The sequence below is a fragment of the Nocardia bovistercoris genome, from assembly GCF_015674855.1.
GTDB lineage: Bacteria > Actinomycetota > Actinomycetes > Mycobacteriales > Mycobacteriaceae > Nocardia > Nocardia bovistercoris.
The window spans coordinates 525,295-547,000 of record NZ_JADMLG010000004.1; the positions used below are offsets into that span (position 1 = coordinate 525,295).

General features: G+C 65.7%; 20 protein-coding genes, 2 tRNA genes and 1 pseudogene. 15 read left to right on the forward strand and 8 right to left on the reverse strand.

Annotated features, from left to right (window positions below):
- Window positions 1–249: 249 nt before the first annotated feature.
- Window positions 250–1,686, reverse strand: a complete 1,437-nt coding sequence (locus IT779_RS13450; protein ID WP_196149591.1) for a recombinase family protein — start codon at window positions 1,684–1,686, stop codon at window positions 250–252.
- A gap of 20 nt (window positions 1,687–1,706) precedes the next feature.
- Here IT779_RS13450 and IT779_RS37745 point away from each other — a divergent pair.
- From IT779_RS37745 to dnaG, 5 genes and pseudogenes are all read left to right on the forward strand, one after another.
- A pseudogene (locus IT779_RS37745) lies at window positions 1,707–1,901 on the forward strand (MBL fold metallo-hydrolase); the annotation flags it as partial.
- A gap of 394 nt (window positions 1,902–2,295) precedes the next feature.
- On the forward strand, window positions 2,296–2,901 hold the full coding sequence (locus IT779_RS13460; RefSeq protein WP_196149592.1) for a hypothetical protein: 606 nt from the start codon (window positions 2,296–2,298) through the stop codon (window positions 2,899–2,901).
- A 198-nt stretch (window positions 2,902–3,099) separates the two neighbouring features.
- A complete protein-coding gene (locus tag IT779_RS13465) occupies window positions 3,100–3,795 on the forward strand; it encodes a YdcF family protein (protein ID WP_408637750.1) in 696 nt (231 codons plus the stop codon).
- Between the two features lie 6 nt (window positions 3,796–3,801).
- Window positions 3,802–5,064: a deoxyguanosinetriphosphate triphosphohydrolase gene (locus IT779_RS13470; RefSeq protein WP_196149594.1), complete on the forward strand. Its 1,263-nt coding sequence runs from the start codon at window positions 3,802–3,804 to the stop codon at window positions 5,062–5,064.
- 47 nt (window positions 5,065–5,111) lie between these two features.
- A complete protein-coding gene (gene dnaG / locus IT779_RS13475) occupies window positions 5,112–7,013 on the forward strand; it encodes a DNA primase (RefSeq protein ID WP_196149595.1) in 1,902 nt (633 codons plus the stop codon).
- Window positions 7,014–7,070: 57 nt separating this feature from the next.
- Here the strand turns inward: dnaG and IT779_RS13480 are convergent, their stop codons facing one another.
- A complete protein-coding gene (locus IT779_RS13480; protein WP_196149596.1) occupies window positions 7,071–7,316 on the reverse strand; it encodes a hypothetical protein in 246 nt (81 codons plus the stop codon).
- A gap of 216 nt (window positions 7,317–7,532) precedes the next feature.
- Here IT779_RS13480 and IT779_RS13485 point away from each other — a divergent pair.
- Together IT779_RS13485 and IT779_RS13490 are read left to right on the forward strand one after the other, a co-directional pair.
- A tRNA-Asn gene (locus IT779_RS13485) sits at window positions 7,533–7,605 on the forward strand.
- Between the two features lie 888 nt (window positions 7,606–8,493).
- A complete protein-coding gene (locus IT779_RS13490; protein WP_196149597.1) occupies window positions 8,494–9,153 on the forward strand; it encodes an amidase domain-containing protein in 660 nt (219 codons plus the stop codon).
- A 188-nt stretch (window positions 9,154–9,341) separates the two neighbouring features.
- On the opposite strand, the gene IT779_RS13495 is transcribed toward IT779_RS13490, so the two are convergent.
- Window positions 9,342–10,784: an ATP-binding protein gene (locus IT779_RS13495; RefSeq protein WP_196149598.1), complete on the reverse strand. Its 1,443-nt coding sequence runs from the start codon at window positions 10,782–10,784 to the stop codon at window positions 9,342–9,344.
- A 112-nt stretch (window positions 10,785–10,896) separates the two neighbouring features.
- Entirely contained in the window at window positions 10,897–11,109 is a 213-nt protein-coding gene (locus IT779_RS13500) for a hypothetical protein (protein WP_196149599.1), read from the reverse strand.
- A gap of 450 nt (window positions 11,110–11,559) precedes the next feature.
- Between IT779_RS13500 and IT779_RS13505 the strand changes: the two genes are divergently transcribed.
- Window positions 11,560–12,567 carry a YdcF family protein gene (locus IT779_RS13505; RefSeq protein ID WP_198428494.1) on the forward strand — a complete coding sequence of 336 codons (1,008 nt, stop codon included), beginning with the start codon at window positions 11,560–11,562 and terminating at the stop codon, window positions 12,565–12,567.
- Here the strand turns inward: IT779_RS13505 and IT779_RS13510 are convergent.
- Entirely contained in the window at window positions 12,517–13,974 is a 1,458-nt protein-coding gene (locus tag IT779_RS13510) for a WS/DGAT/MGAT family O-acyltransferase (protein ID WP_196149601.1), read from the reverse strand. The two genes, IT779_RS13505 and IT779_RS13510, sit on opposite strands and share 51 nt — an antisense overlap.
- A gap of 147 nt (window positions 13,975–14,121) precedes the next feature.
- Here IT779_RS13510 and IT779_RS37750 point away from each other — a divergent pair, with 147 nt between their 5' ends.
- From IT779_RS37750 to IT779_RS13520, 3 genes are read left to right on the forward strand one after another with little or no spacing between them, the layout of a single operon-like run.
- Window positions 14,122–15,024 (forward strand): metal-dependent hydrolase, encoded by a 903-nt coding sequence (locus IT779_RS37750; RefSeq protein ID WP_232541680.1) that lies wholly within the window; start codon window positions 14,122–14,124, stop codon window positions 15,022–15,024.
- Window positions 15,021–16,124: a PDR/VanB family oxidoreductase gene (locus tag IT779_RS13515; protein ID WP_332838782.1), complete on the forward strand. Its 1,104-nt coding sequence runs from the start codon at window positions 15,021–15,023 to the stop codon at window positions 16,122–16,124. Before IT779_RS37750 ends, IT779_RS13515 begins: the two co-directional genes overlap by 4 nt.
- Window positions 16,125–16,149: 25 nt before the next feature.
- Window positions 16,150–17,922: an SDR family oxidoreductase gene (locus IT779_RS13520; RefSeq protein ID WP_196149603.1), complete on the forward strand. Its 1,773-nt coding sequence runs from the start codon at window positions 16,150–16,152 to the stop codon at window positions 17,920–17,922.
- Between the two features lies 1 nt (window position 17,923).
- On the opposite strand, the gene IT779_RS13525 is transcribed toward IT779_RS13520, so the two are convergent.
- Window positions 17,924–18,448: a glycine-rich domain-containing protein gene (locus IT779_RS13525; RefSeq protein ID WP_332838783.1), complete on the reverse strand. Its 525-nt coding sequence runs from the start codon at window positions 18,446–18,448 to the stop codon at window positions 17,924–17,926.
- Window positions 18,449–18,513: 65 nt separating this feature from the next.
- On the opposite strand from IT779_RS13525, the gene IT779_RS13530 reads away from it, so the two are divergent.
- The 3 genes from IT779_RS13530 (at window position 18,514) to IT779_RS38515 (ending at window position 20,438) form a co-directional block, all read left to right on the forward strand.
- Window positions 18,514–18,927, forward strand: coding sequence for a hypothetical protein (locus IT779_RS13530; RefSeq protein ID WP_196149604.1), 414 nt, complete (start codon window positions 18,514–18,516; stop codon window positions 18,925–18,927).
- 332 nt (window positions 18,928–19,259) lie between these two features.
- Window positions 19,260–20,246, forward strand: a complete 987-nt coding sequence (locus IT779_RS13535) for a zinc-binding dehydrogenase (protein WP_196149605.1) — start codon at window positions 19,260–19,262, stop codon at window positions 20,244–20,246.
- Between the two features lie 63 nt (window positions 20,247–20,309).
- A complete protein-coding gene (locus IT779_RS38515) occupies window positions 20,310–20,438 on the forward strand; it encodes a hypothetical protein (RefSeq protein ID WP_269781579.1) in 129 nt (42 codons plus the stop codon).
- A gap of 4 nt (window positions 20,439–20,442) precedes the next feature.
- Here the strand turns inward: IT779_RS38515 and IT779_RS13540 are convergent, their stop codons facing one another.
- Window positions 20,443–20,871 (reverse strand): nitroreductase family deazaflavin-dependent oxidoreductase, encoded by a 429-nt coding sequence (locus tag IT779_RS13540; protein ID WP_196149606.1) that lies wholly within the window; start codon window positions 20,869–20,871, stop codon window positions 20,443–20,445.
- 117 nt (window positions 20,872–20,988) lie between these two features.
- Here IT779_RS13540 and IT779_RS13545 point away from each other — a divergent pair.
- Window positions 20,989–21,062 (forward strand) — tRNA-Ile (locus tag IT779_RS13545).
- A gap of 126 nt (window positions 21,063–21,188) precedes the next feature.
- Here the strand turns inward: IT779_RS13545 and IT779_RS13550 are convergent.
- Window positions 21,189–21,602: a hypothetical protein gene (locus IT779_RS13550; protein WP_196149607.1), complete on the reverse strand. Its 414-nt coding sequence runs from the start codon at window positions 21,600–21,602 to the stop codon at window positions 21,189–21,191.
- Window positions 21,603–21,706: the final 104 nt, after the last annotated feature.

Here is a 21,706-nt window from a genome sequence, read left to right on the forward strand (position 1 = left end):
TGTGCTGCCCGTCTGCGGGGATGGGCGCTCGAGAAGGTGGAGAATGACTGCGCGTGACTTGAGTTGCTACCGCGTCCGGCTTCATAGTGCTTAAGACTGGATCGTCCGACGGGCAGCGGTGTCGTGTGTCTGCTCCGAGGACTCGCCACGACGTGGATGCTGAGTGGATCTACACCAATAGATTATGGGAAAATGGTTGCTGACATGCAGGTTCTTTGCAGGTGTGCACAGCGCCGAGAGTGTTTGATCTCATAATCTGTTGCTGTCAGTTGCTTCGGGCACTTCCCAAGTGATGCGAACACTCTCGGGCTTGAAGCCCGGTCCGCCTCTCGCCGGTAGGAGAGTGACACGGACGCCCAACGCTTGCAGGACGGCAATTCGCTGAGTCACGACGAGGTTGTCCCACACTTCGCGGGCGTCCTGGGTAGTGATCTGCGAAATCAGGGTGACATCCAGTCCAGCAATGGTCTGGGCGACTTCTGCTTCCGCGGAGAGAAGTTCCGGTTTGAGCTTGGCTGTGATTCGGGCAAGCTGCTGGGCGTCGATCGCTCCGTCCGCGAACGTATCTGCGGCCCCGTCCAGCCGTGCGCGTATCGCTTCAAGTCGTGCTCGTGCCTCGACTGAAGCTGAGTCATCGTGGGCAAAGAGGTCGCGGGCGTCGGGCTGAGTCAGCCGCGCGCAAACCACGGAAGTAACGAGCTCATCCACCCATGTCATTCTTCGCCCGACGCATCCGCTGTTGGTGTCGCAGATGTAGAGGATGTTCGGTCCGCCGCGGTTCGCCACTCTCAGGAATGATCCGCACTTGCCGCATCGCCCGATGCCGAAAGACAACAGATGTCTGCGTGCGCCGCCTTTCGTGGTGGCGCGCCCAGGAGCGGTGAGCAGGGCCGTCACGCGATCGTGGTCATCGCGCTCGATGATCGGTGGCCAAGCGGCGGAAAAGTCTTGCCCGCGGTGGGTCCGGACCGCAATGTTCATCTTGCGTAGAGCCAACTTGCGGACCAGTGACGACCTCCAGGCCCCCTTCTGTTGGGGCGTAGGGATACTCGCGTCGTTCAAACGGGACACGATCGAATTCATGGAGCGTCCGGCGAGTAGGTCGGCGACGATGGAGCGAACCACGTCTGCGGACTGAGGGTCTTCGACGTCGCGCCACCCAAGGACATTTCCGGCCGCATCTCGCTCGTAGATCCGCCTCCAGCCGTACGCGCACGCACCGTTCGCGCGGCCTTCTTCGGCACGCTGTTTGGCGGCGCGGGCGATGCGTTCACCCTTGATCTCGGATTCCGCCGTGTCGAACTCGCCGAGAACGCCTGCGTACATCCGCCCAGCCGCCGAAGTCAGGTCGATGTCCGAGCCCTTGACGAGCGCGATACCGACCCGAGCCTTTGACAGGACCTCGATCGCGTGCGCGCGTTCCTTTCTGTTGCGCCACAGCCGGGAGAGTCCATACGCGACGATGTAGTCGAACTCACCGTTCACTGCCGCGCCGAGCATCGCCTCGTAGTCGCGCCGATGCTTCGCGCCGAGGGCGGATACGTCGTTGTCGATGAACACGCGGACGACTTCCCAGCCACGGATCGCGGCCAGCCGTTCCGCATCATCGCGTTGTCGAGCGACGCCCTTCTCAGTGCTGCGTGGGTCTTCGGAGATTCGACAGTAAATAGCTGCTCTACCTGCCATTTCCTTATGTTACCCGCTGAGGTCCTCTAGCATTCCCCGGCGGAGTAGGAAAAACCCACAGCCCAGAAGACTTCACCACCCTGCTCACCGACGTCACCGACAAACTGTTCGCCCGCTACCCCGACGACACCGTCGTCTACCCCGGCCACGGCGACGACACCACCCTCGGCGCCGAACGCCCGCACCTGGAGGAGTGGCGCAGTCGCGGGTGGTGATCAACCGCGCACAGAATTCCGCCGACTCGGCCGCGATAGGGTGTACCTCGCCCTGGTCGGCGGGGCTCGATATAGGGTGTCAACGCGGAGCCACGCAATTGACCACGGGAATGTGCACCTCGGTTCGCTACGCGGTAGTGGGCTATGTGCAATGATGCAATCTTTGAGAATCTTACGGACACAGAATTCCGACGGTTGGTTTATTGCCCACTTTGGCTAGGGGACGGCTGGAGCTCTCGGTCGAATCGCTCGATTTTGATAGAGTCTGGGCACGCTTCGGAACCATGATAGAGCCGAGTTGGCGATGAATCAGTCACGCGTACCTCATGAAGACAATGATGCGATACCCCGGCAACATGACCAGAAGGACCGCTGGTCGGCCATAATCGCAGTCGTGGCTGTGCTGGTCAGCGTCGGCGCCCTCTTTACTTCGACGAGGTCGTGCGCGGTCAGTACGGAAGCGAACGAGATTGCCAGAGGCGGCGCATCGGTTGCTCGTGAACAGGCGGACCTCGCGCGGCAGGAAGCGGCTGAGAGTTATGCTCCCGCGTTCGAGATCGTTTACCGAAAGCCGGGCACAAACACAGTGACACATGTCGATATATCTGTTCCCCGTGGGGAAAGATTCGTGTTGGATCGAAAAATCGTTGCCGATAGGTCGACGTGGTTGGAAATTACTGTGATGAATACTTCGAAAAAAGCGGTGGGCGTGAATGATGTGGGGCTCGTGAATAGTCTTGAGGGTTCTTCTGGACTGTGGGTCAGGTCGGCTAATTTTCGGATTCCGGAAACCTGCGCTTCGAACTCTGAAGCGGGTAGGGATGTGCGTTGCTTTAATTTTCCGATATCGATACCTGAGGGTGAGAAAATAACGATCCGATGGCCCATGGGGGAACCTGGAATCGGGTTACCCAACCGGCAGGGAGCTTATCCGTTGGTCGTCGGGTTGCAAACCGGCCACGGTCCGAAAATCTTCGAGACAAATTTGAGAATTTCATGAGATGTCGCGGCCTATACCGCTGGTTGCCGGGGTCTGCCCCGGTGCGCGGGCCGTGTGCTGATGGCCTGACCACCGGACGCCGCCGACTGTGATCGATTCCGCATTCGTGTCGTGCTCCGAATGTCACGGCGGCGTGTCGCGCATCGTGCGCGGCAACCGATGCATCGGACCGAAAGACTCGCCTGGCAGACTTGGAGCGTGAACTCGCCAACCCAGCCTCTCGCGGGCGGATCCCTCCGAGATCCCGGCCCGCCGCGCGGTTTCGGCGCCGGGCTGCGGCGCTGGACGTCGCGGCTGGTCGTCGGCGCGATCGTGGCGGGTGCGGTACTGGTCGGCGGCACCGCGTTCCGGGTCTGGCAGGTGGCCAGGATCGATGATTACGGCAAGGCCGACGCGATCGTGGTGCTCGGCGCCGCGCAATACTCCGGCACACCCTCCTCGGTCTTCGAGGCGCGGCTGGATCAGGCGTACAAACTGTTCCGTCTCGGCGTCGCGCCGAAGGTCGTCACCGTCGGCGGAAAACAGGAGGGCGATATCTACACCGAGGCCGCCTCGGGCAAGAACTACCTCCAGTCGCTCGGCGTGCCCGCCGACCACATCCTCGCCGTGGAGACCGGCTCCGACACGCTGCGCAGCATCGAGGCCGTCGCCACCGCCATGGCGGCGCGCGGCATGCGGTCCTCGGTCCTGGTCAGCGACCCGTGGCATTCCCTGCGCACCCGCACGATGGCCCGTGACGCGGGTCTGAAAGCGTGGACAGCGCCCACCCGCACCGGCCCCGCCGTCTACACCAGGGAATCGCAGGCGCACGGCATAGCCAGGGAGACGGGCGCGCTGCTCTGGTATCAGCTCACCCATTTCTCCGCCGACTTCGAATACACAGCGGGCCAGTGAGATCCGATGACTGACGGCTACACGGCGCACGACCGTGCGCGCATGGTGGCGGAAGGCGCCAAGACCGCGGGCATCGGTCCGCCGCGCGGTGAATTCGAATCCGGACACCGCACCCAGTTCGCCCGCGACCGCGCCAGGGTGCTGCACTCCGCCGCGCTGCGCAGACTGGCCGACAAAACCCAGGTCATGGGCCCGCGCGACGGCGACACCCCGCGCACCAGGCTCACCCATTCCCTGGAGGTCGCCCAGATCGGCCGCAGCATCGCCGACGGCCTCGGCTGCGACCCCGACCTGGTCGACATGGCAGGCCTCGCCCACGATATCGGCCACCCGCCCTACGGCCACAACGGTGAGAAGGCGCTCGACACCTTCGCCGACGCCTACGGCGGCTTCGAGGGCAACGCCCAGAACCTGCGCATCCTGACCCGCCTCGAGCCCAAGGTGCGCACCCCCGACGGCACGAGCGCAGGCCTCAACCTCACCCGCGCAGCCCTCGACGCCGCCATCAAGTACCCGTGGGTGCGTCCGGGCCCGCGCACCAAATACGGCGCATACGACGTCGACACCGAAAGACTCGACTGGATCCGCGCGGGCGCCCCCGAGCGCGTGCAGAGCCTGGAATGCCAGATCATGGACTGGTCCGACGACGTCGCCTACTCCGTGCACGACGTGGAGGACGGCGTGATCGCGGGCCGCATCGAATTGCGCGCCCTGGCCGACCCGGTCGAACAGCGCGCGTTGGCGGCCATGGGACACACCCAGCACCCCGGCCTGTCGGTCGAGGAACTCGTGGCCGCGGCGCAGCGCCTGTCCGAACTGCCCGTGGTCCTCGCTGCGGGCGGATACGACGGGTCCTTCGCCGATTCGGTCGCCCTCAAAACGCTCACCAGCGAACTCGTCGGTCGCTTCGCCACCGCGGCCATCGGCGCCACCCGCGCCGTCGCGGGTGATCGCCCACTGTCGCGCTACGCCGCCGACCTGACGGTCCCGCCGGTGGTGAAGGCCGAGGTCGCGATCCTCAAGACGGTCGCGCTGCGCTACGTCATGTCCGACGAGACCCACAAGCGCCGCCAAGCTGTGCAGCGCGAACGCATACTCGAGGTCGCCGAGCGCCTGCTTCGGGACGCACCGGCGCACCTGGACCCCGTCCTGCTGCCGTGGTGGGAGCAGGCGGGCGACGAGACGGCCCGCGTCCGGGTGGTCGTCGACCAGATCGCCTCCTACACCGAGAGCCGCCTCGAGCGGGTCGCCGCTGATCTGTCCCGCTAGCGCGGCCGCGCCGCGTCCCGATCCGGACGCGGCGCTAGACTCTCCGAGTGGCCGGACGACTCCCAGATCGCGATATCGCGGCAATACGCGACAGGGTCCGGATCGAGGACGTGGTGGGGGAGTACGTCGCGCTCAAACGCGCGGGCGCGGACTCCATGAAGGGGCTGTGCCCGTTCCACGACGAGAAGTCCCCGTCCTTCCACGTGCGTCCCAACCACGGGTTGTTCCACTGCTTCGGCTGCGGCGAGGGCGGCGACGTCTACAAGTTCCTGCAGCGGATCGAGCACATCGGCTTCGTCGAGGCCGTCGAGCAGATGGCCGACCGGGTCGGCTACCAGATCAACTACGAGGGCGGCGGCACCTCCGTGCAGCGCGACCGCGGCACCAGGGCGAGGCTGGTCGCCGCCAACGCCGCCGCGCACGAGTTCTACATGGCGCGGCTGCGCGAACCCGACGCCGAAACCGCCAGGAAATACCTCACCGAACGCAATTTCGACGGCAATGCCGCCCAGCAATTCGGCTGCGGATACGCACCCGACGGCTGGGACACCGTCACCAAACACCTGCTGCGCAAGGGTTTCGAATTCAAGGAACTCGAGGCAGCCGGATTGTCCAAACAGGGCAAGCGCGGCCCGATCGACCGTTTCCACCGCAGGCTGCTGTGGCCGATCCGCAATCTCGGCGGCGAGGTCATCGGATTCGGCGCGCGCAGGCTCTTCGACGACGACACCATGCCCGCGAAATACGTCAACACCCCGGAAACGGTGCTGTACAAGAAATCTCAGGTGCTGTTCGGCCTCGACCTCGCCAAGCGCGATATCGCCAAAGGCCACCAGGCCGTGGTCGTCGAGGGCTACACCGATGTGATGGCCATGCACCTGGCAGGCGTGAAGACCGCCGTCGCCAGCTGCGGCACCGCCTTCGGCGACGAGCACATGGCGATACTGCGCCGCCTGCTCATGGACGACAACTTCTGGCGCGGCGAGATCATCTACACCTTCGACGGCGACGCCGCCGGGCAAGCCGCCGCCCTGAAAGCGTTCCAGGGCGACCAGAAGGTGGCGGGCCAGACCTACATCGCCGTCGCCCCCGACGGTCAGGACCCTTGCGACCTGCGCCAGCGCTCCGGCGACGGCGCCGTCCGCGACCTGGTCGCCCGCCGAACCCCCCTCTACGAGTTCGTGATTCGCGGCCTGCTCGCCGAATACAACCTCGACCAGGTGGAGGGCCAGGTCGAGGCGCTGCGGCGCGCGGTGCCGGTGGTGGCCAAGATCAAGGACAACGCCACCCGCAAGGCGTATGCGGCGCGGCTGGCGGGCTGGGTCGGCTGGGACGACATCCAGACCGTCGTCCGTCGCGTCGGCGAGGAGGCCAAACGCGCCAGGACCGGCGCCGCCGCGCCACGACGCGCCGAACCCGCCGCCGCCGAACAGGTCGCGGCCAGACCGAATCCGAACGATCCGGTGCTGCGCCCGCAACGTCAAGTGCTGTGCGCCGCCCTCCAATACCCCGCCATCGCGGGCACCGTCTTCGACGCCCTCGACACCGAGGCCTTCACCCACCCCGCCTACGTCGCGATCCGCGGCATGATCGCCGACGCGGGCGGCGCCGCCGCCGGACTCGGCGGCGCCGAATGGGTCAACGCCGTCAGCGACCGCAGCGACGACCTCACCGCCCGCGCCCTGATCTCCGAACTCGCGATCGAACCGCTGCCCGTGAAATCCGAAGCCGACATCCCGCGCTTCGTCACCGGCGTACTGGCCCGCGCGCAGGAGGCGTGGGTGGGCCGTCAGGTCGCCGAACTGAAATCCAAACTCCAGCGCGTCTCTTCGACCGAAGAAACCGACACCTACATGTCACTGTTCGGCGACCTGGTGGCCCTCGAGCAGTACCGCAAGAGCCTGCTCACCCAAGCGATGGGCAACTCCGACGATTTCATCCCGAGCTGATTCGTTCCAGGCCGAGTCGCCCGCCGATCCCGCGGCGGACGACCGTGCCCGGAATCCTCAGCGACGCAACTGATCCTGCGGGACCAACACGGTGGTCCGCTCGTCCAACGGTTCCATCGGCTCCAACTGCGGCCGCGTACTCAACCTGTCCGACAGCCGCTGCCGCCCGACCGACACCAGCTTGCGGGTAACCGGACTGCCCGCCACCGCGCGGGTAGCCGCGCTGATCTGCTCATACCGAGCTCTCCCGGCCTTCGTGCCGAGCACATACCCGGCCGCAAGCCCGATGATCAACCGCAGCATCTCGTCGATCTCCTCCCAATAGCCAGTGCGCGGCTACCATCCTGCCCGACGCCGGTCACCCCTGTCGATCCGACTCCACCCCCCACCCCACCGCCCCCGTTCCCCACCCACCCCCGCCCCGCATCCGCCCAGCTAGACCCGCGATTTGGGAACCCACCCACCGGTACGCTAAAGTTTCTTCTCGGCCAGCCCGCAAGGAACGGCCACCCAGAATAGTCCCCTATAGCTCAATTGGCAGAGCAGCCGACTGTTAATCGGCAGGTTTCTGGTTCGAGTCCAGATGGGGGAGCATAACCAGCAGGTCAGGCGCGGTCATCGTGCCTGACCTGTTTTGTGTGCGGGTTCCGACCCAGAATACGCCAAGAATTCCGGTCCGAACCTCCCGGCGCTGCCGCCAATTCGCCTGCGGGTATGGCCCATCGCTCCGGCTCGACGGTTGAACGTCGCAGGTTCGTGCCCTCGGTGGGGTGTCGAACTTGGGAATCCGAATGACCTGCGGTTTTCAGGTCGATGACTGGTGGTCGAAGCTGTGGATCCACGGTAGATGGACTTCCGCGTCGGTGCCGTGTAGGCGAAGACGGGATACGCGCGAAACCTTACCCCGGTGATCGAAGCCGATTACCCGCTGTAAGTGGACTGTGCGCTTCGCTGCCTGTAGGCGAGGATTCGAATGCGTTGGGGCGGGCGGGTTGAGAAGGGAGCCGAGGTGGGCGCTGGATGTACAGATGGGCGGGCTTGGAGGTGGACCACAAGAGGGGCGGGTCGGCACCGGTCGGTAAGAGTTGCCTCGTAATAGGAAAGTTGATGTGTAAGCGTCAAAGAGGCACGTTGATGTATAAACGTCAATTTGATGCCGATGTTTTCAACATCTGGACGTGACTTACCGCTTGAGCGGGGCTGATGCATACGCTTCAAATTATGTGATAATGCAGAGGAATCAATTGCTTGTCCAGAAAAACTGGCCGGTCACGGGTTCCGCTTCGCATAAACATCAATCCAAACTCTGGAGGTTGCCGCTGATGTGAGGCGGTCGGGGTCCCACGCAGATCTCGGAAGCAGATCGGCTGTCACCATTCAATTACCGACTGGTTGGAATATTTTGTACCAGTTCTCAGGGTTCTTGCCGAGCTGAATCTATGCCAGAATATTGCTCACTGAATCTTCGATCGGAGCTGTCGTGATATCCATCAAGGTTGGTAGGTCGGCGATGCGCCGATGGATTGTGTTGCTGGTCGTCGTCAGCTCGGCGACCCTCGTGGGCTCGCAAGGAACTGCGAATGCCGGCCCTGCTTACGACGGCGCAGCGGCAGCACGCTGGGCGCTAGGTCATGCTCAGGACCAGCAGCCAGACATTGCCGGCTGCACCTGGTTTGCCAGCCAAGCACTCTGGGCGGGCGGCATGCCGAAAGACGAGACTTGGAATGACAAAACCATCTCGGGTCTCATGGTGCACGGCGTGGCGGGTTCGCGCGCGGCCACGCTGGCCGACGAGCTTTACAGGTATCTGCTCTTCCATACGCAAACCCTGCCCATTCCCTTGGCGGGACCGCACGCTCAGTCTGGTCAGGACCGCTTTGCGACGAATGCTGTTCCGGAAGCCCGTCTGGGTGATCTGATCGCGTACGACTGGGACGGTGATGACGTGATCGACCACATGAGTGTGGTCACACACATCGGCAAGAACAACTATCCCGACGTTTCCGAATGGGGTACAGCCAAAGACGGCCGCCGGTCGGACTACGTCTACCGCGGGTGGACATGGTCGGAGAACGACAAGAATTGGCTCAGGGTAAAGAACCCCCATGTGATTGCCACCTTGTTGGTAGTCGCCCCTTGAGAAACGTTCGGCGCACGACGGGGTGGTCGTCGAGTACAGCGGTGATCTCTCGGAGTTTCAACAGTACATTCCTCGCTGAGGGCAACCGAGAGGCAATCAATGCATTCAGAGTAAACGAACATCGTGCGCCGCTCTGCTGCGGAAGCGTCCCGGTATCGCACTGAGGCGTGCGTGAGTCGACGGATCCGTCAGCTCCAAGCCGACAGTACGTCGGTGGCATTCCAGACCAAGTCCACAGCGTCGGCGATGGAGTGTTCGACATCGGTCGAGGACACCACGAGCAATGCTGTTTCGCGCGGGGTGAAGCCCGGAACACTGGTCACTGCGCGCGTGAGTTCGGCGAGGTCGTGACGGTCGAACGGGGTATTGAGCCATTTGATCGATCCGGCGAAGATCACCCGTCCGGCGATGGGGGAACGGTCGGCGCCGATCAGGTCGATTTCCGGATCGAATGCGCGATTCCACCAGCCGCCCACCGCGGTGACATCCTGCCACGGAAGCCTTCCCGTGAGCGCAGCCAGTTCGAGCGCATCCCGGATCAGCGGTTCGACCGCCTTGCCGCGCCAAGAGGTCCAGCGTTTGACGAACAAGTCGTAGGCGGCGTCGACTCGGCCTCGCCTGACCAAGTCCTGCATCGAGCGCAGGGCCGCGAGATAGAGCCGCAAATTGCTGTCCGCGACCCGATACAGCGCGGGTTTGCCTGATTTGATCGATAGCGGGTGATCGACGGACAGCACGTGTTTGTCCGCTGAAAGTCGGTGCAGCAGAGGCGACAACGTCCCGGAGGGCAGTGTCCCGCTGCGGCTGCCCGCGGTAGCCGCGATGGTGGCGTGGGTGCGTTCCCCGCTGCCGATCGCTTCGAGCACGCGCCGCGCCTGGTCAGGTGCTGGAAACTCGGCGAGAAGGGTTGATTCGGGCAGTCCGAACAGCGGTGCGGCGGGATCGGCGCATTCACGGCGTACGAATTGAAGTGGTGGCAATCCGTGCGGCCAGCTGCGCAAGATACCCGGAAGTCCGCCTGTGATCAGGTGCGCGTCGATGCTCTCGGCCGCGTCGAGTCCGAGCGCGCTTCCGACTTCGGCCGGGTTGAGCGTGGTGAGGACGAGGTTGTCGGCTCGTCCGTAGAAGGGGCGATCATAGGCGGTGAGACGTTCCATCATGTGGATGTCGCTGCCCAGCAGCAGAAGTAGGATCGGTCGTTGTCGCAGCAGTCGGTCCCAGGCTGTTTGCAAGGCGCCGTCGAAAACCGCGTCTTGTTCTGCCAGCCAGGGCAGTTCGTCGATGACGACGATGATCGGCGAATCGCCGACCGAAGCCGCCAGCAGTCGGAACGCATCAGGCCAGCCGCCGATGCTCTCGGGAAGTGTTGCGGGATCGGGGACTATGCCCGATCTCGTCAGTTCCGCGAGGAACTCCCCGAGTGATTCGGAGACCGGCATGCCTTTGATGGCGGTGAAGTACAGATACGGCACCTCTGCCGTATCGCAGAACTCCTGCACCAGCCGCGATTTTCCGACCTGCCTGCGACCTCTGATCGCCACGGCGACAGCGGTGCCGGATGCCGTGACGCGCTGGAGGCGGGTCCGGAGCAGTCCTAGTTCGACGTTTCTGCCAACGAATCCTGAAGTCACTCTACTCCTGATACGTAGATGGAATCTACATAGATTCAATCTACATAACCATGCCGGAGACCACTAGTTCGCGAAGGACTTCGTTCACGGATCGTCGCCGTCGGGCGAACCGCTAGCGTGCCCAGGGTTCGGTGGGGGAGGCGGGGAGATCGTTGGTGATGAGCAGGTCTCGGATGCGTTCGTTGATCTTGCGGCGGGCGCGGTAGCCGGAACCGGCGTCGGTGTGGAAGAGGCCGGGGAATTCGCCCGCGTAGGCGATGAAGAGTCTGCGGTGGGGCACCCAGGTCACCTCGCAGCGGGAGTGCATGTCGTTGTTGTTGGGCATGGTGGATCTCCGTTCGTCGTCGCGGTGTGTCGGAGAGGTGAACGGCGTCGGGGAGGTGCGTGAGCGGCACTCCCCGACGCTGTTCCGGCGCGGGTTGTCGTCGGAGTCCGATGGGGATCCGCCGCGGCCGGACCCGCGCATGCGGGGTTGCGGGTCGATTGCCAGCTTAGGGGCGGCGACTGGCGTGCCGGGTTAATAAAACGGAATCCAAACCTATTTACTGTCTAAGGTCCCGAATCGGACCGGCATTGGTCCTGATACGGACGGAGCGAACCGGTCGGTCCAGCGGTGTTGATCATGGAGTCGGCGCGAGGCGGGCCCGAGACGGTCAACGGGTCGTCGATCCAGTTCGGATGACGCACCACCCACTCGGGCGCGACCGCGCCGAGCGCCGATCCGGACGGACCCCGCTCGGCTGTCGCCGGTTACCGCTACGGTTGCCGGGTGATCATGCCCGCCATCGGTCTCGGCCTGCTCGCTGTGTTCGCGGTGCGTTTCGTGACCGATCGACGGCGACTCGGCAACGGCGTATTCCTGCTCCTCGGCTCGATTTTCACCGGGGTGTGGGCGCTGACCATGGGCGTCGAGGAGGCGCTGCCCGTCCTCGCCGTCGTCCTCGTCGTGCTCGCTCCGCTGCTGATGGTGGCCGCGGCGGTGTTGTTGCTCGTCAACGGCATACAGGTGTGCAGGCGCGAAGGCATCAGCCTGCACACGGCCCTGCCTTCGGGGGTTGCGCTGGTCTTCCTCACGCCCTACACGCTGTATGTGATCGCGTTCGCGCTCGGCGATCTCTGGTTCACTGTCGCCACCGCCTCGGTGACCCTCGTCGTCAGCTACCTGGGTTTGCTGCTGATCGCTTTCCTGCTCTACGCCTACGTGTACAAACATCTCGGCTACCAGCCGGGGATGGACGCCATCGTTGTGCACGGCTGCGGACTCGACGGCGGCCGGGTGCCGCCACTTCTTGCGAGCCGACTTGACCTCGCGTTGGAGGTCTATCGGGCCGAAATCGCCGCGGGCTCGGGCCCTTCGATCGTGACGAGCGGCGGCAAAGGTGATGACGAGAAAGTCGCCGAAGCCGAGGCCATGTCGGCATACCTCATGGAAGCCGGTATCGCGCCCGAAGCCGTTCTGCACGAGGACCGTTCCGTCGACACCAGGGAGAACCTGTTGTTCACCAAGGAATTGCTGACCGTGCGCGGGTCATCCGCCCGAATGGTGCTGGTCACCAGTGATTTCCACGTGCTGCGCACCGCGATCCTGGCGCGACAACTGGATATGGACGCGGAGGTGGTCGGCGCGCGTACCGCCCTCTACTACCTGCCCGCCGCGATCCTGCGGGAATTCGCCGCGCTGGTCGTGCAGTACCGGTGGACGAATGTCGTCGCGGGTTCGGTCCTGGCGGCGCTACCGCCGATCGCCGTACTCACGGTGGGCGTGCCGGTCGCGGCTGTCTGAGGTGCGTCGGTCCGTTGATTCCCGTGCGGCGACCAGCAGTTCGTCCACGGCGGCAGGCACGGCGTCGGCGAGGGCGGAGATGTCGGGCACCAGGTCGCGGCTGGCGATGAAGCCGAAGTCGAGGCGGCCGTCGATGGACAGCACCGTCACGGTCAGCCCGGCGCCGTGGAATACCGGACCGAACGGAAACATGCTCGCGACCCGAACGCCGAGGAAGTTCAACGGCATCGGCGGACCCGGCACATTCGAGACCACCAGGTTGTGCACCACCGGATGCCGCTCGGCCAGCCGCAGCGAGTCGTACATGCGGGCCGCGAAGCGAAAAGCGTTGGGCGGTGCGTATTTCGACCAGTCGCGCAGGAAGTCCGCGCCAAGTTCCTCGTGTTCGCGCTTGGCGTGCCGATTGGCGAGGGCGACCGCGCGCAGCCGCTCGACCGGGTCGGCGATATCGGTGCCGAGTTCGGTGAACAGCGAGGACACCTTGTTGATGCCGTCGGTGTGGCGGGTCTGTCCGTGCACCGAGACCGGCACCGAGGCGATGAGCGATCGGTCCGGCAGTTCATCGTGTTTGCCGAGGTAGTCGCGCAGCACTCCGCCGACGATCGTCATCACGACGTCGTTCACGGTGACCCCGAAGGACTTCTTGATCTCCTTGACGGTGTCGAGCCGCGATTCGACGAAGGCCACGGTGCGCCGGGCGCCGATGGCCCCGTTCAACGGGGTGCGCGGCGCGGTCAACGGTAAGGCCATGCCACGCTGCTTCTTTCGCCTGCGTTCGGCGAAACCGGCGAGGATGCCGAGGGTTTTCGGGACCATGCCGAGCACGCCCGCCTTGGTGGGGAGCCGCACCGCCGCGTCGGTCAGCAGTTTCCAGTCCGGCGGCTGTGGTTCCGGCGTCCACCGGCTCGATTCCGCCGTGCGGGCGGCGTCGTGTCCGAGGTCACACAGGCTGAGGAGCATATCGGCGGCGGTGACGCCGTCGACGGCCGCGTGGTGGTACTTGCACACCACCGCGATTCGGCCGTCGGCCAGACCTTCGACGAAGGTCATCTCCCACAGCGGACGATTCCGGTCCATCGGGGTGCTCGCGATGTCGGCCACGAGTTCGGCGAGTTCGGTTCGTTCGCCGGGGGCGGGCAGGCCCGCGCGGTGAATATGGTTGTCCAAGTCGAATTTCGGATCATCGACCCAGACCGGGTGATCCAGATTCAACGGAACTTCGCGGATGCGGCGGCGCATCTGCGGGACGAGGTCGAGGCGGCACGCGAGTTCGGTCTGCACGGCGGCGTAGGAGTAGCCCGCGTCGCTCGCGGCGGGGTCGAGGATCAGCAGCGCGCAGACGTGCAGGTGCTGGGTCGGGGTTTCGAGATAGAGAAAGCTGGCATCCAATCCTGTCATGCGTTCCATAGCGGAATTCTACTGAAACGCGTTCTAAATTTTGGGCGCGCGCGGGGATTCGGGCGTTGAATCCCGCCGCGTGTGTGTTACTGGCAGTTCTATGTATGTGTAGAATATTGCTACAGTGATGTAGGAACGTGTGATCGAGGAGTACCGATGAAGCTACTTCGCCGAGACCGGCGACGGGTCGAGACCGATCCCGGTGAGGTCGCCCTGCACGCGCGCGACGTCCGATTCGACTGGACGGACACTCCGCTGCACTGGATGCCCGCCGAACCCGTCGCCTCGCACTTGATCAACGCGCTGAATCTGCTGCTGCCCGAAGGCGAGCGCATGTTCTGCGCCGCCTACGCCGAGGCGCTGCCATCCGTGCGCGACGCGAAACTGCGCGAGGCGATGCTCGGCTTCATCGGTCAGGAAGCCATGCATGCCGCCACCCATGACCGGGTACTGCGCGAGGTGCTCGCGGCGGGCGGCATAGACCCCGAACCCTATGTCCGCCAAGCCGAATACCTGTTCCGCAAGACCCTCGGCCCCGGCGGGGCGGACGGCGTCGCGCGCGGACAACACCTGGTCGAGCGGCTGGCGGTCATCGCATGCCTCGAACACTTCTTCGCCTACCTCGGCGACTGGGTCCTCAACGCCGACCTGGAGAAGTTCGACGCCGACCCCAGGGTCGCCGACCTGTTCCGCTGGCACGGCGCCGAGGAGGTCGAGCACCGGCACGTGGCCCACGATGTCGCGGTCTACTTCGAGGCGGGCTACGTGCGCCGCGCCGCGGTGATGACCATCGTGTTCCCGATCTTTCTCGTGCTCGTGGCGCGCGGCACGAAATACCTCGTCCACCGGGACCCGAGGCTGCCCGACCACGGATATCCGCGCCTGCTCACCCACATCGTCGGCGCGATGTGGCGCGGCGCTCTGCCCGGTGCGCCGTCGCTGGTGCGCAGTGCGCTGTCGACCTTCCTGCCCGGTTACGACCCCGAATCGGTCGGGTCGACCGCCCAGGCGGTGGCCTACCTGGCCACATCGCCCGCGGCGCAGGCGACGGCGTCGTGAACGCGGGCCCGATACCCGACCGGCTGCCCGCCGACCTGTACGGCAGGCGCGACCGCGACCGCGCGGTCCGCATCCTCGACGCCGTCGCGACCGCACGGCTGACCTGGACCACACTCGTCAACCGACGTCCCGTCACACCCGTCGTAGACGACCGTCGCCTCGCGCTCGTCGTCACCGACCGACGGATCGAAGCGCACGACGAGGACGTGGTGACCCTGCGGCTGCAAGCTCCCGACCGGCGTGAACTTCCACGCTGGCGACCCGGCGCGCACCTGGATCTGGAACTTCCCTCCGGGCGGCTGCGCCAGTACTCGCTGTGCGGCGACCCGGCCGACGCCATCGGCTACCGGATCGCCGTGCGCCGCATCCCCGAGGGCGGCGGCGGTTCGGTCGAGGTGCACGACACCGTGTCCGTTGGCACACCGCTGATCGTCCGCGGGCCGCGCAACGCCTTCCCCTTCGCGGTCCCCGGATACGGGTCACCCTCCACCCGTGTGCATTTCGTCGCGGGTGGAATCGGCATCACGCCGATGCTGCCGATGGCACGGCTGGCGCACCGACTCGGTCTCGACTGGTCCATGGTCTACACCGGCCGCTCCCGCGACGCCCTCCCTTTCCTCGACGAGATCGAGAGCTTCGGCGATCGCGCGGTGGTACGCACCGACGACCGCTCCGGCCTCCCGGACGCGGCCGCGCTGCTACCCGGCGTCACGCGGGGCTGCGCGGTCTACTGCTGCGGACCGTCGGCGATGACCGCGACCGTCGCCGCGGCGGTGCGCGATCGTGGGATCGAACTGCACTCCGAGCGATTCTCCCCGCCGCCGATCATCGACGGTCGCCCCTTCGAGATCGAGATCGCCTCCACCGGAGAGATATTCGAGGTCCCCGCATATCGCACCGCCCTCGACGCCATCCTCGACCGCCGCCCCGACCGCCCCTATTCGTGCCGCCAAGGCTTCTGCCGAACCTGCAAGGTCCGGGTGCTCGCGGGCGTCCCCGACCATCGCGAGACGACCCTGACCGACGCCGAACGCGACGCGGGTGATCTGCTCGTCTGTGTATCACGTTCGGCGAGCGAACGTTTGGTGCTGGACCTGTGAACAACTGGGAATCAGGAGAAGGTCAATGACACGGACCGATATCGACGCCGAGGTGACCGAGCGGATCGTCCACAACGACGGATTCGACATCGCCACCTACGAATACGGCGACCCGGCCGCCGAGACGGTGGTGCTCGTGCACGGCTGGCCCGACACCCACCACCTGTGGGATGCCGTGGTGCCGTTGCTGATCGACAGATTCCACGTCGTCACCTACGACACCCGAGGACACGGCAGGTCCACCCGCACCCGCCGTGTCGCCGACTTCCGCCTCGAGGCGCTGGCCTCGGACTTCTTCGCCGTCGCCGCGGCGGTGAGCCCCGAGCGCCCGGTGCACGTCCTCGCCCACGACTGGGGTTCGATCCAGGTGTGGGAGGCGGTGTGCGAACCCGGCGCGGAGACCAGGATCGCCTCCTTCACCTCGGTGTCCGGCCCCAACCTCGACCATCTGGGCCACTGGGTGCGCGCCCGGCTGTCGCGGCCCACCCCGCGCAATATCTGGCAGCCGCTCACCCAACTGATGTCCTCCGGCTACACCGCGTTCTCCATGACGCCGGGACTCGACCAGATCTTCCGGCTCATCGCCGACGAAAAGATCTGGCAGCGAATCGTTTCCGGTATGAACGCCACTCCGCGCTCGACGGTCAGCCTCGGCCCGACCTTCTCGCGCGACTTCATCGACGGCCTGCTCATCTACCGCGCCAACATCCTGCCGAGAATGTTCGCGCCAAGACAGCGGCATACCGAGGTGCCGGTGCAGTTGATCGTCGCCGAACGCGACGTCGCCGTGCGGCCCGCGGGCTACGACGACGAACGGCGCTGGACCTCGCGACTGTGGCGTCGCGACGTGCCCGCCGGACACTGGATGCCGTTCTCCCATCCCGAACTCCTGGCGAGCGCGACCACCGAACTGATCGACACCCTCGACGGCGCGCAACCGCCGCGCGGGCTGCGTCGGGCCGAAACCGGCCGCGACGTCGGGCCGTTCGAGGATCGACTGGTGGTCATCACCGGCGGCGGCAGCGGCATCGGCCGCGAAACCGCACTGGCCTTCGCACGTCTCGGCGCCGAAATCGTGCTCTCCGACATCGATCTCGATGCCGCCAAGCAGACCGTTGAACTCGTCGCCGCCGAAGGCGCGCGCGCCCACGCCTACCGCCTCGACGTCGCCGACGAGGAACAGGTGCTCGCCCACGCCGCCGACGTGCTCGCCGCGCACGGCGTGCCCGACATCCTGGTCAACAATGCCGGAATCGGCCAGGCGGGCGGATTCTTCAAGACCACCTCCGCCGAATTCGACCGGGTGATGCGGGTCAATCTGGGCGGAGTCGTCAACGGCTGCCGAGCGTTCGGCGCCGCCATGGCCGAACGCGGACTCGGGGGGCACATCGTCAACGTGTCGAGCATGGCCGCCTACGCTCCGCAGCGGAACTTCAGCGCCTACTCCACCAGCAAGGCGGCGGTCTACATGTTCTCCGACTGCCTGCGCGCCGAACTCGCGGGCCGCGGAATCTCCGTGCACACCGTGTGTCCCGGCATCGTGCACACCAATATCGTTGCCACCACAACTTTCTCGGGTGTCAGCGCGGAAGAGCAGAAGCGCAGGCAGCGGCGCTACGACGACCTCTACCGCAAGCGCCACTACACCCCCGACAAGGTCGCCGCGCAGATCGTGCGGGCCGTCGAGAAGGACCGCAGCATCGTCCCGGTCACCCCGGAGGCGAAAGTGCAGCTGCAGATCAGCCGCTTCGCACCAGCGGCCTTCCGATTCGTCGCCGCACGCGTGCGCCTCACCTGATTCAAGGCCGGGCGAGTTCGTCCTCGATGGCCGCGACTCGCCCGGCGTCGATACCCCACGGGTGGTCGACGCCGACCTCGTGATCCAGATCCCACAGCACCGCCCGCTCGTCCGGCGCTGCCACCAGCGACCAGGCCACCACCGTCCGGCCGAGTTGCTCGGCCATCGACCCGTGCCCCGGCCCCGGCCGCGCGCCCGGTCGCACGAAGCCGTCGCCGTCCGGGAAATGGTGCAGGAAACGCCCGTAGGCCGCCGTGCAGAACGCCGCATACCGCTCGGTGCACAGGATCAGGCCGTGCCACGCCTCGTCCACCGCGTGCGACGGCATGCCGATCACCTGACCGTCGCGCATCGCGGCGCCGCAGCACCGCAACCACTGCCGCAGACCCGTCTCCACGAGCTCCCTCGGCTGCCAGGGACAGGTCTTGAACACCGCCTCGGGCAACTCCAGCGCCGCCACCGCCCGATCGACCTCACCGAGGTCGATGCGGCGTCGCGGCCGGGTCCGAGTTCGTAAAAGCCCCACGATTCACTGTACGGCGGCGTCGGGGTCGCGCGGAATTTCCGCGCGAACACCGTTACCATTCGGCCATGGTGGTCCTCCTGGTGCTGGTCTTCGTCGCGCTGCTGGTCAGCGGCATCGTCGCCTTCGTCGTGTACCTGGTCAAGCAGGCGACGCAGCCGTTCCGCGACGGCGGCGCTGCCTTCTTCGGCGGTGCGCAACGTGGGCCGTGGTCGGCGGGCGGGTCGGGGATGGAGTTCGACTCGGGCTCCGGCTCGTCGTGCTCGGGCAGTTCGGGATTCAGCGGCTGGAGCGGCTACGACGGGCACCACGGGCACCATGGCGGGCACCACGATCACCACGGCGGGGGCAACGGCTGTGGTGGCGGTAGTAGTTGCGGTGGCGGCAGCAGTAGTAGCTGCGGTGGGGGGAGCAGTAGTTGCGGTGGCGGCAGTAGCAGCAGTTGCGGTGGAGGTGGCAGTAGTTGCGGCGGAGGCTCATGATCCGGCTCGCGTCTACGTAGTCGAGGCCGACGCACGTGCTCCTCATCGGATGGGTATCCGGTGTCGACCTGTCGCGGAGGAGTTTGTGCTTGTCGTGTCCACACGGTGGTGGGCGACGCGCGCGCTTCTCATCGGTTGAGTATTCGGTGTCGACCTGTCGCGGAGGAGTCTGTGCTTCTCGCGTCCACATGGTCGAGGGCGACGCACGTGCTCTCATCGGTTGAGTATCCGGCGCCCGACATGCCGCGGCGGAATCTCTCCTTGACCTCGAGCCCACTTCAGGTTCCATGCTCGATTTCGTCGGAACGACACGGAATCGATGGAGGTAGGTCATGCGGGCGGTACAGGTACGAGAATTCGGCGCACCCGAGGTACTCGAGGTCGTCGAGATCCCCGACCCGGAACCCGGCGCGGGGGAGGTCCTGGTCGAGGTCGCCGCGGCCGACGTGATGTTCCTCGACACCCGGCTGCGCAGCGGCTGGGGTACCGAATTCTTCGCCGTCCGCCCACCGTATGTGCCGGGCGGCGCGGTCGCGGGCGTCGTCACCGCTGTCGGACCCGAGGTCGACGCGTCCTGGGTCGGCAAGCGTGTCGCCACGGCTACCGCGGCCAGCGGCATCGGCCGCGGACTGCCGATCGGCGGATACGCCGAACGCGCCACCGCCAAGGCCGCCACCCTGGCGGAGGTCCCCGACGACCTCACTCTGCAACAGGCCGTCGCGTTGACCCACGACGGCAGAACCGCTTTCGCCGTCTTCGACCGCGCCGCACCACACCCCGGCGAAACCGTGCTCATCACCGCCGCGGGCGGCGGGCTCGGCACCCTGCTGATCCAACTCGCGCACGCCGCGGGGGCGAAAGTCGTTGCCGCCGCGCGCGGCGACGCCAAACTCGCCCTCGCCCGCCGCCTCGGCGCCGACACCGTCGTCGACTACACCGACCCCGAATGGACCGCTACCGTTCGCGCCGCCGGCGTACGGGTGGTACTCGACGGCGCGGGCGGCGAACTCGGACGCGCCGCCGCCGACACCCTCCCCGAAGGCGGCCGGATCCTCGGATACGGCTCGGCCGCAGGAGGATTCGCCGAACTCGACCGAAACGACCTGGCCGCACGCGGAATCGAGGTGATCGGCCTGTTCGACATCACCGGCGCGGGCACCGACTGGCAGGCTCTGGCCCGCCGCGCTCGAGCAGCGGTATCGGCCGGACAACTCGAAGTCGTCATCGGCCAGACCTACCCGCTCGAAAACGCCGTCGACGCCCACTCGGCGATCGAATCGCGAACCGCATTGGGACGCACCCTGATCACCGTGCGCTGACCCGTCGCCGCCGTGCGCGCTCACCGGATGCGCGGCGCGCACGGCGACCGCTAGAGTGCCTGCGTGCAAACACTGATAGTCGCCGGCGTCATCGCCGTCGTACTCCTGCTCGTCGTTTTCGTCGTCCAATACGCAAGCAGGCCCCCGCAGGATGTAAGCCGTTGGGAAGCCGCAGAATCCGGCGACCAATGAACCGTCACCGCGACGGCGTCAACACCACGACCGCGATCGGCCGCTTCGTCTTCTCCTGATACCCCGAATAGCGACCCTGATTCACCTCGTCCACGATCCGCCAACGCCGTTCGTAATCCGGATCACCCGGATACGTGGCCCGCGCGGACACCGGAATCCGCCGCGTCCCCACCTGAATCTCACACGCGGGCGCGGCCTTCAGATTGGCCAGCCACCCCGGCGGCCGCGGCGACCCGCCATTGGACGCCGTCACCAGATAATCGTCCCCGTCCCGCCCGTACGTCAGCGCCGACGTACGGCCCCGACCCGTCTTGCGCCCCACCGTCCGCAACAACAACGTCGGATTCCCGAACAACAGCCGATGCCCCACCACCCCGCGACTGTTCTCGTAAACCCACTGATGCGCCTTCAGAACCTGCACGAACACACCCATGACCCAACCCTCCGCAGACGACGAGCCTCCGCCCCCACCCTAACCACCCCGATACCGAGTGGTGCCCACCCCACCCCACCCGGTACCATCCCCAAGGCCCGCGTTCATCGCGGCAGCGGGGCGGTAGCTCAGTCGGTTAGAGCCGTGGACTCATAATCCATTGGTCGCGGGTTCGAGCCCCGCCCGCCCCACAAACACCCGCTGACCAGCGGAAAGGCTGAGATCGACAGCCGAGTCGGTCCAGGACAACGCTCCGTGACCAATATATTTTGCGAGTAGGGATACCTCACGCGGATCGCATACTTCGCCGAATCGCGCTACCAGCTCTGGATCGCGGTCCGCAGGATCAGCTCAGGATCGCGGGCGGAAAGTCTCGTGGAGACGGCGATGCCCAACAGCGAAGCGGTCTTCGCGAATATCGCCTCCGAGGAGTTCATGACATCGAATCCCGCGCGGTCGACCCGAAGCACACCCGGTGGAAGTGTGATGCGTGGGTCGGTTGTCAGGCCGTGTAGAACAGCGTCGGCCATGTCCGAGGGCAACCCCGGAGTGAACGGACGGGTCCACAACCGGCTTGTGCTTGTCCGCTGTTCTTCGCTGTCGAGCAGGTCGAACGGCGAGACTTCGACTTCGATCACCGTGGTGGAATCGTCTTCGCCGACGACGAATTTCGCGCCGAGTAGCGCGCGTGGTGCGATGCCGCCGTGGCGGCGCAATACCTCGACCAGCATTCGGACGCTTCCGGTCCTCCCCGCGACAGCCGTCGCCGGGGTGGCGGAGGTGAGTACTCGCGCGGCTGGATATGAGGCGTTAGTGTCGTCTTCGTCTATCGCGG

Coding starts and splice junctions, on each gene's coding strand:
- IT779_RS13450 (WP_196149591.1), bottom strand. CDS start 1,686: ATGGCAGGTAGAGCAGCTATTTACTGTCGAATCTCCGAAGACCCACGC.
- IT779_RS13470 (WP_196149594.1), top strand. CDS start 3,802: ATGACTGACGGCTACACGGCGCACGACCGTGCGCGCATGGTGGCGGAA.
- IT779_RS13480 (WP_196149596.1), bottom strand. CDS start 7,316: ATGCTGCGGTTGATCATCGGGCTTGCGGCCGGGTATGTGCTCGGCACG.
- IT779_RS13500 (WP_196149599.1), bottom strand. CDS start 11,109: ATGCCCAACAACAACGACATGCACTCCCGCTGCGAGGTGACCTGGGTG.
- IT779_RS13505 (WP_198428494.1), top strand. CDS start 11,560: ATGCCCGCCATCGGTCTCGGCCTGCTCGCTGTGTTCGCGGTGCGTTTC.
- IT779_RS13510 (WP_196149601.1), bottom strand. CDS start 13,974: ATGGAACGCATGACAGGATTGGATGCCAGCTTTCTCTATCTCGAAACC.
- IT779_RS37750 (WP_232541680.1), top strand. CDS start 14,122: ATGAAGCTACTTCGCCGAGACCGGCGACGGGTCGAGACCGATCCCGGT.
- IT779_RS13520 (WP_196149603.1), top strand. CDS start 16,150: ATGACACGGACCGATATCGACGCCGAGGTGACCGAGCGGATCGTCCAC.
- IT779_RS13530 (WP_196149604.1), top strand. CDS start 18,514: ATGGTGGTCCTCCTGGTGCTGGTCTTCGTCGCGCTGCTGGTCAGCGGC.
- IT779_RS13535 (WP_196149605.1), top strand. CDS start 19,260: ATGCGGGCGGTACAGGTACGAGAATTCGGCGCACCCGAGGTACTCGAG.
- IT779_RS13540 (WP_196149606.1), bottom strand. CDS start 20,871: ATGGGTGTGTTCGTGCAGGTTCTGAAGGCGCATCAGTGGGTTTACGAG.
- IT779_RS13550 (WP_196149607.1), bottom strand. CDS start 21,602: ATGCTGGTCGAGGTATTGCGCCGCCACGGCGGCATCGCACCACGCGCG.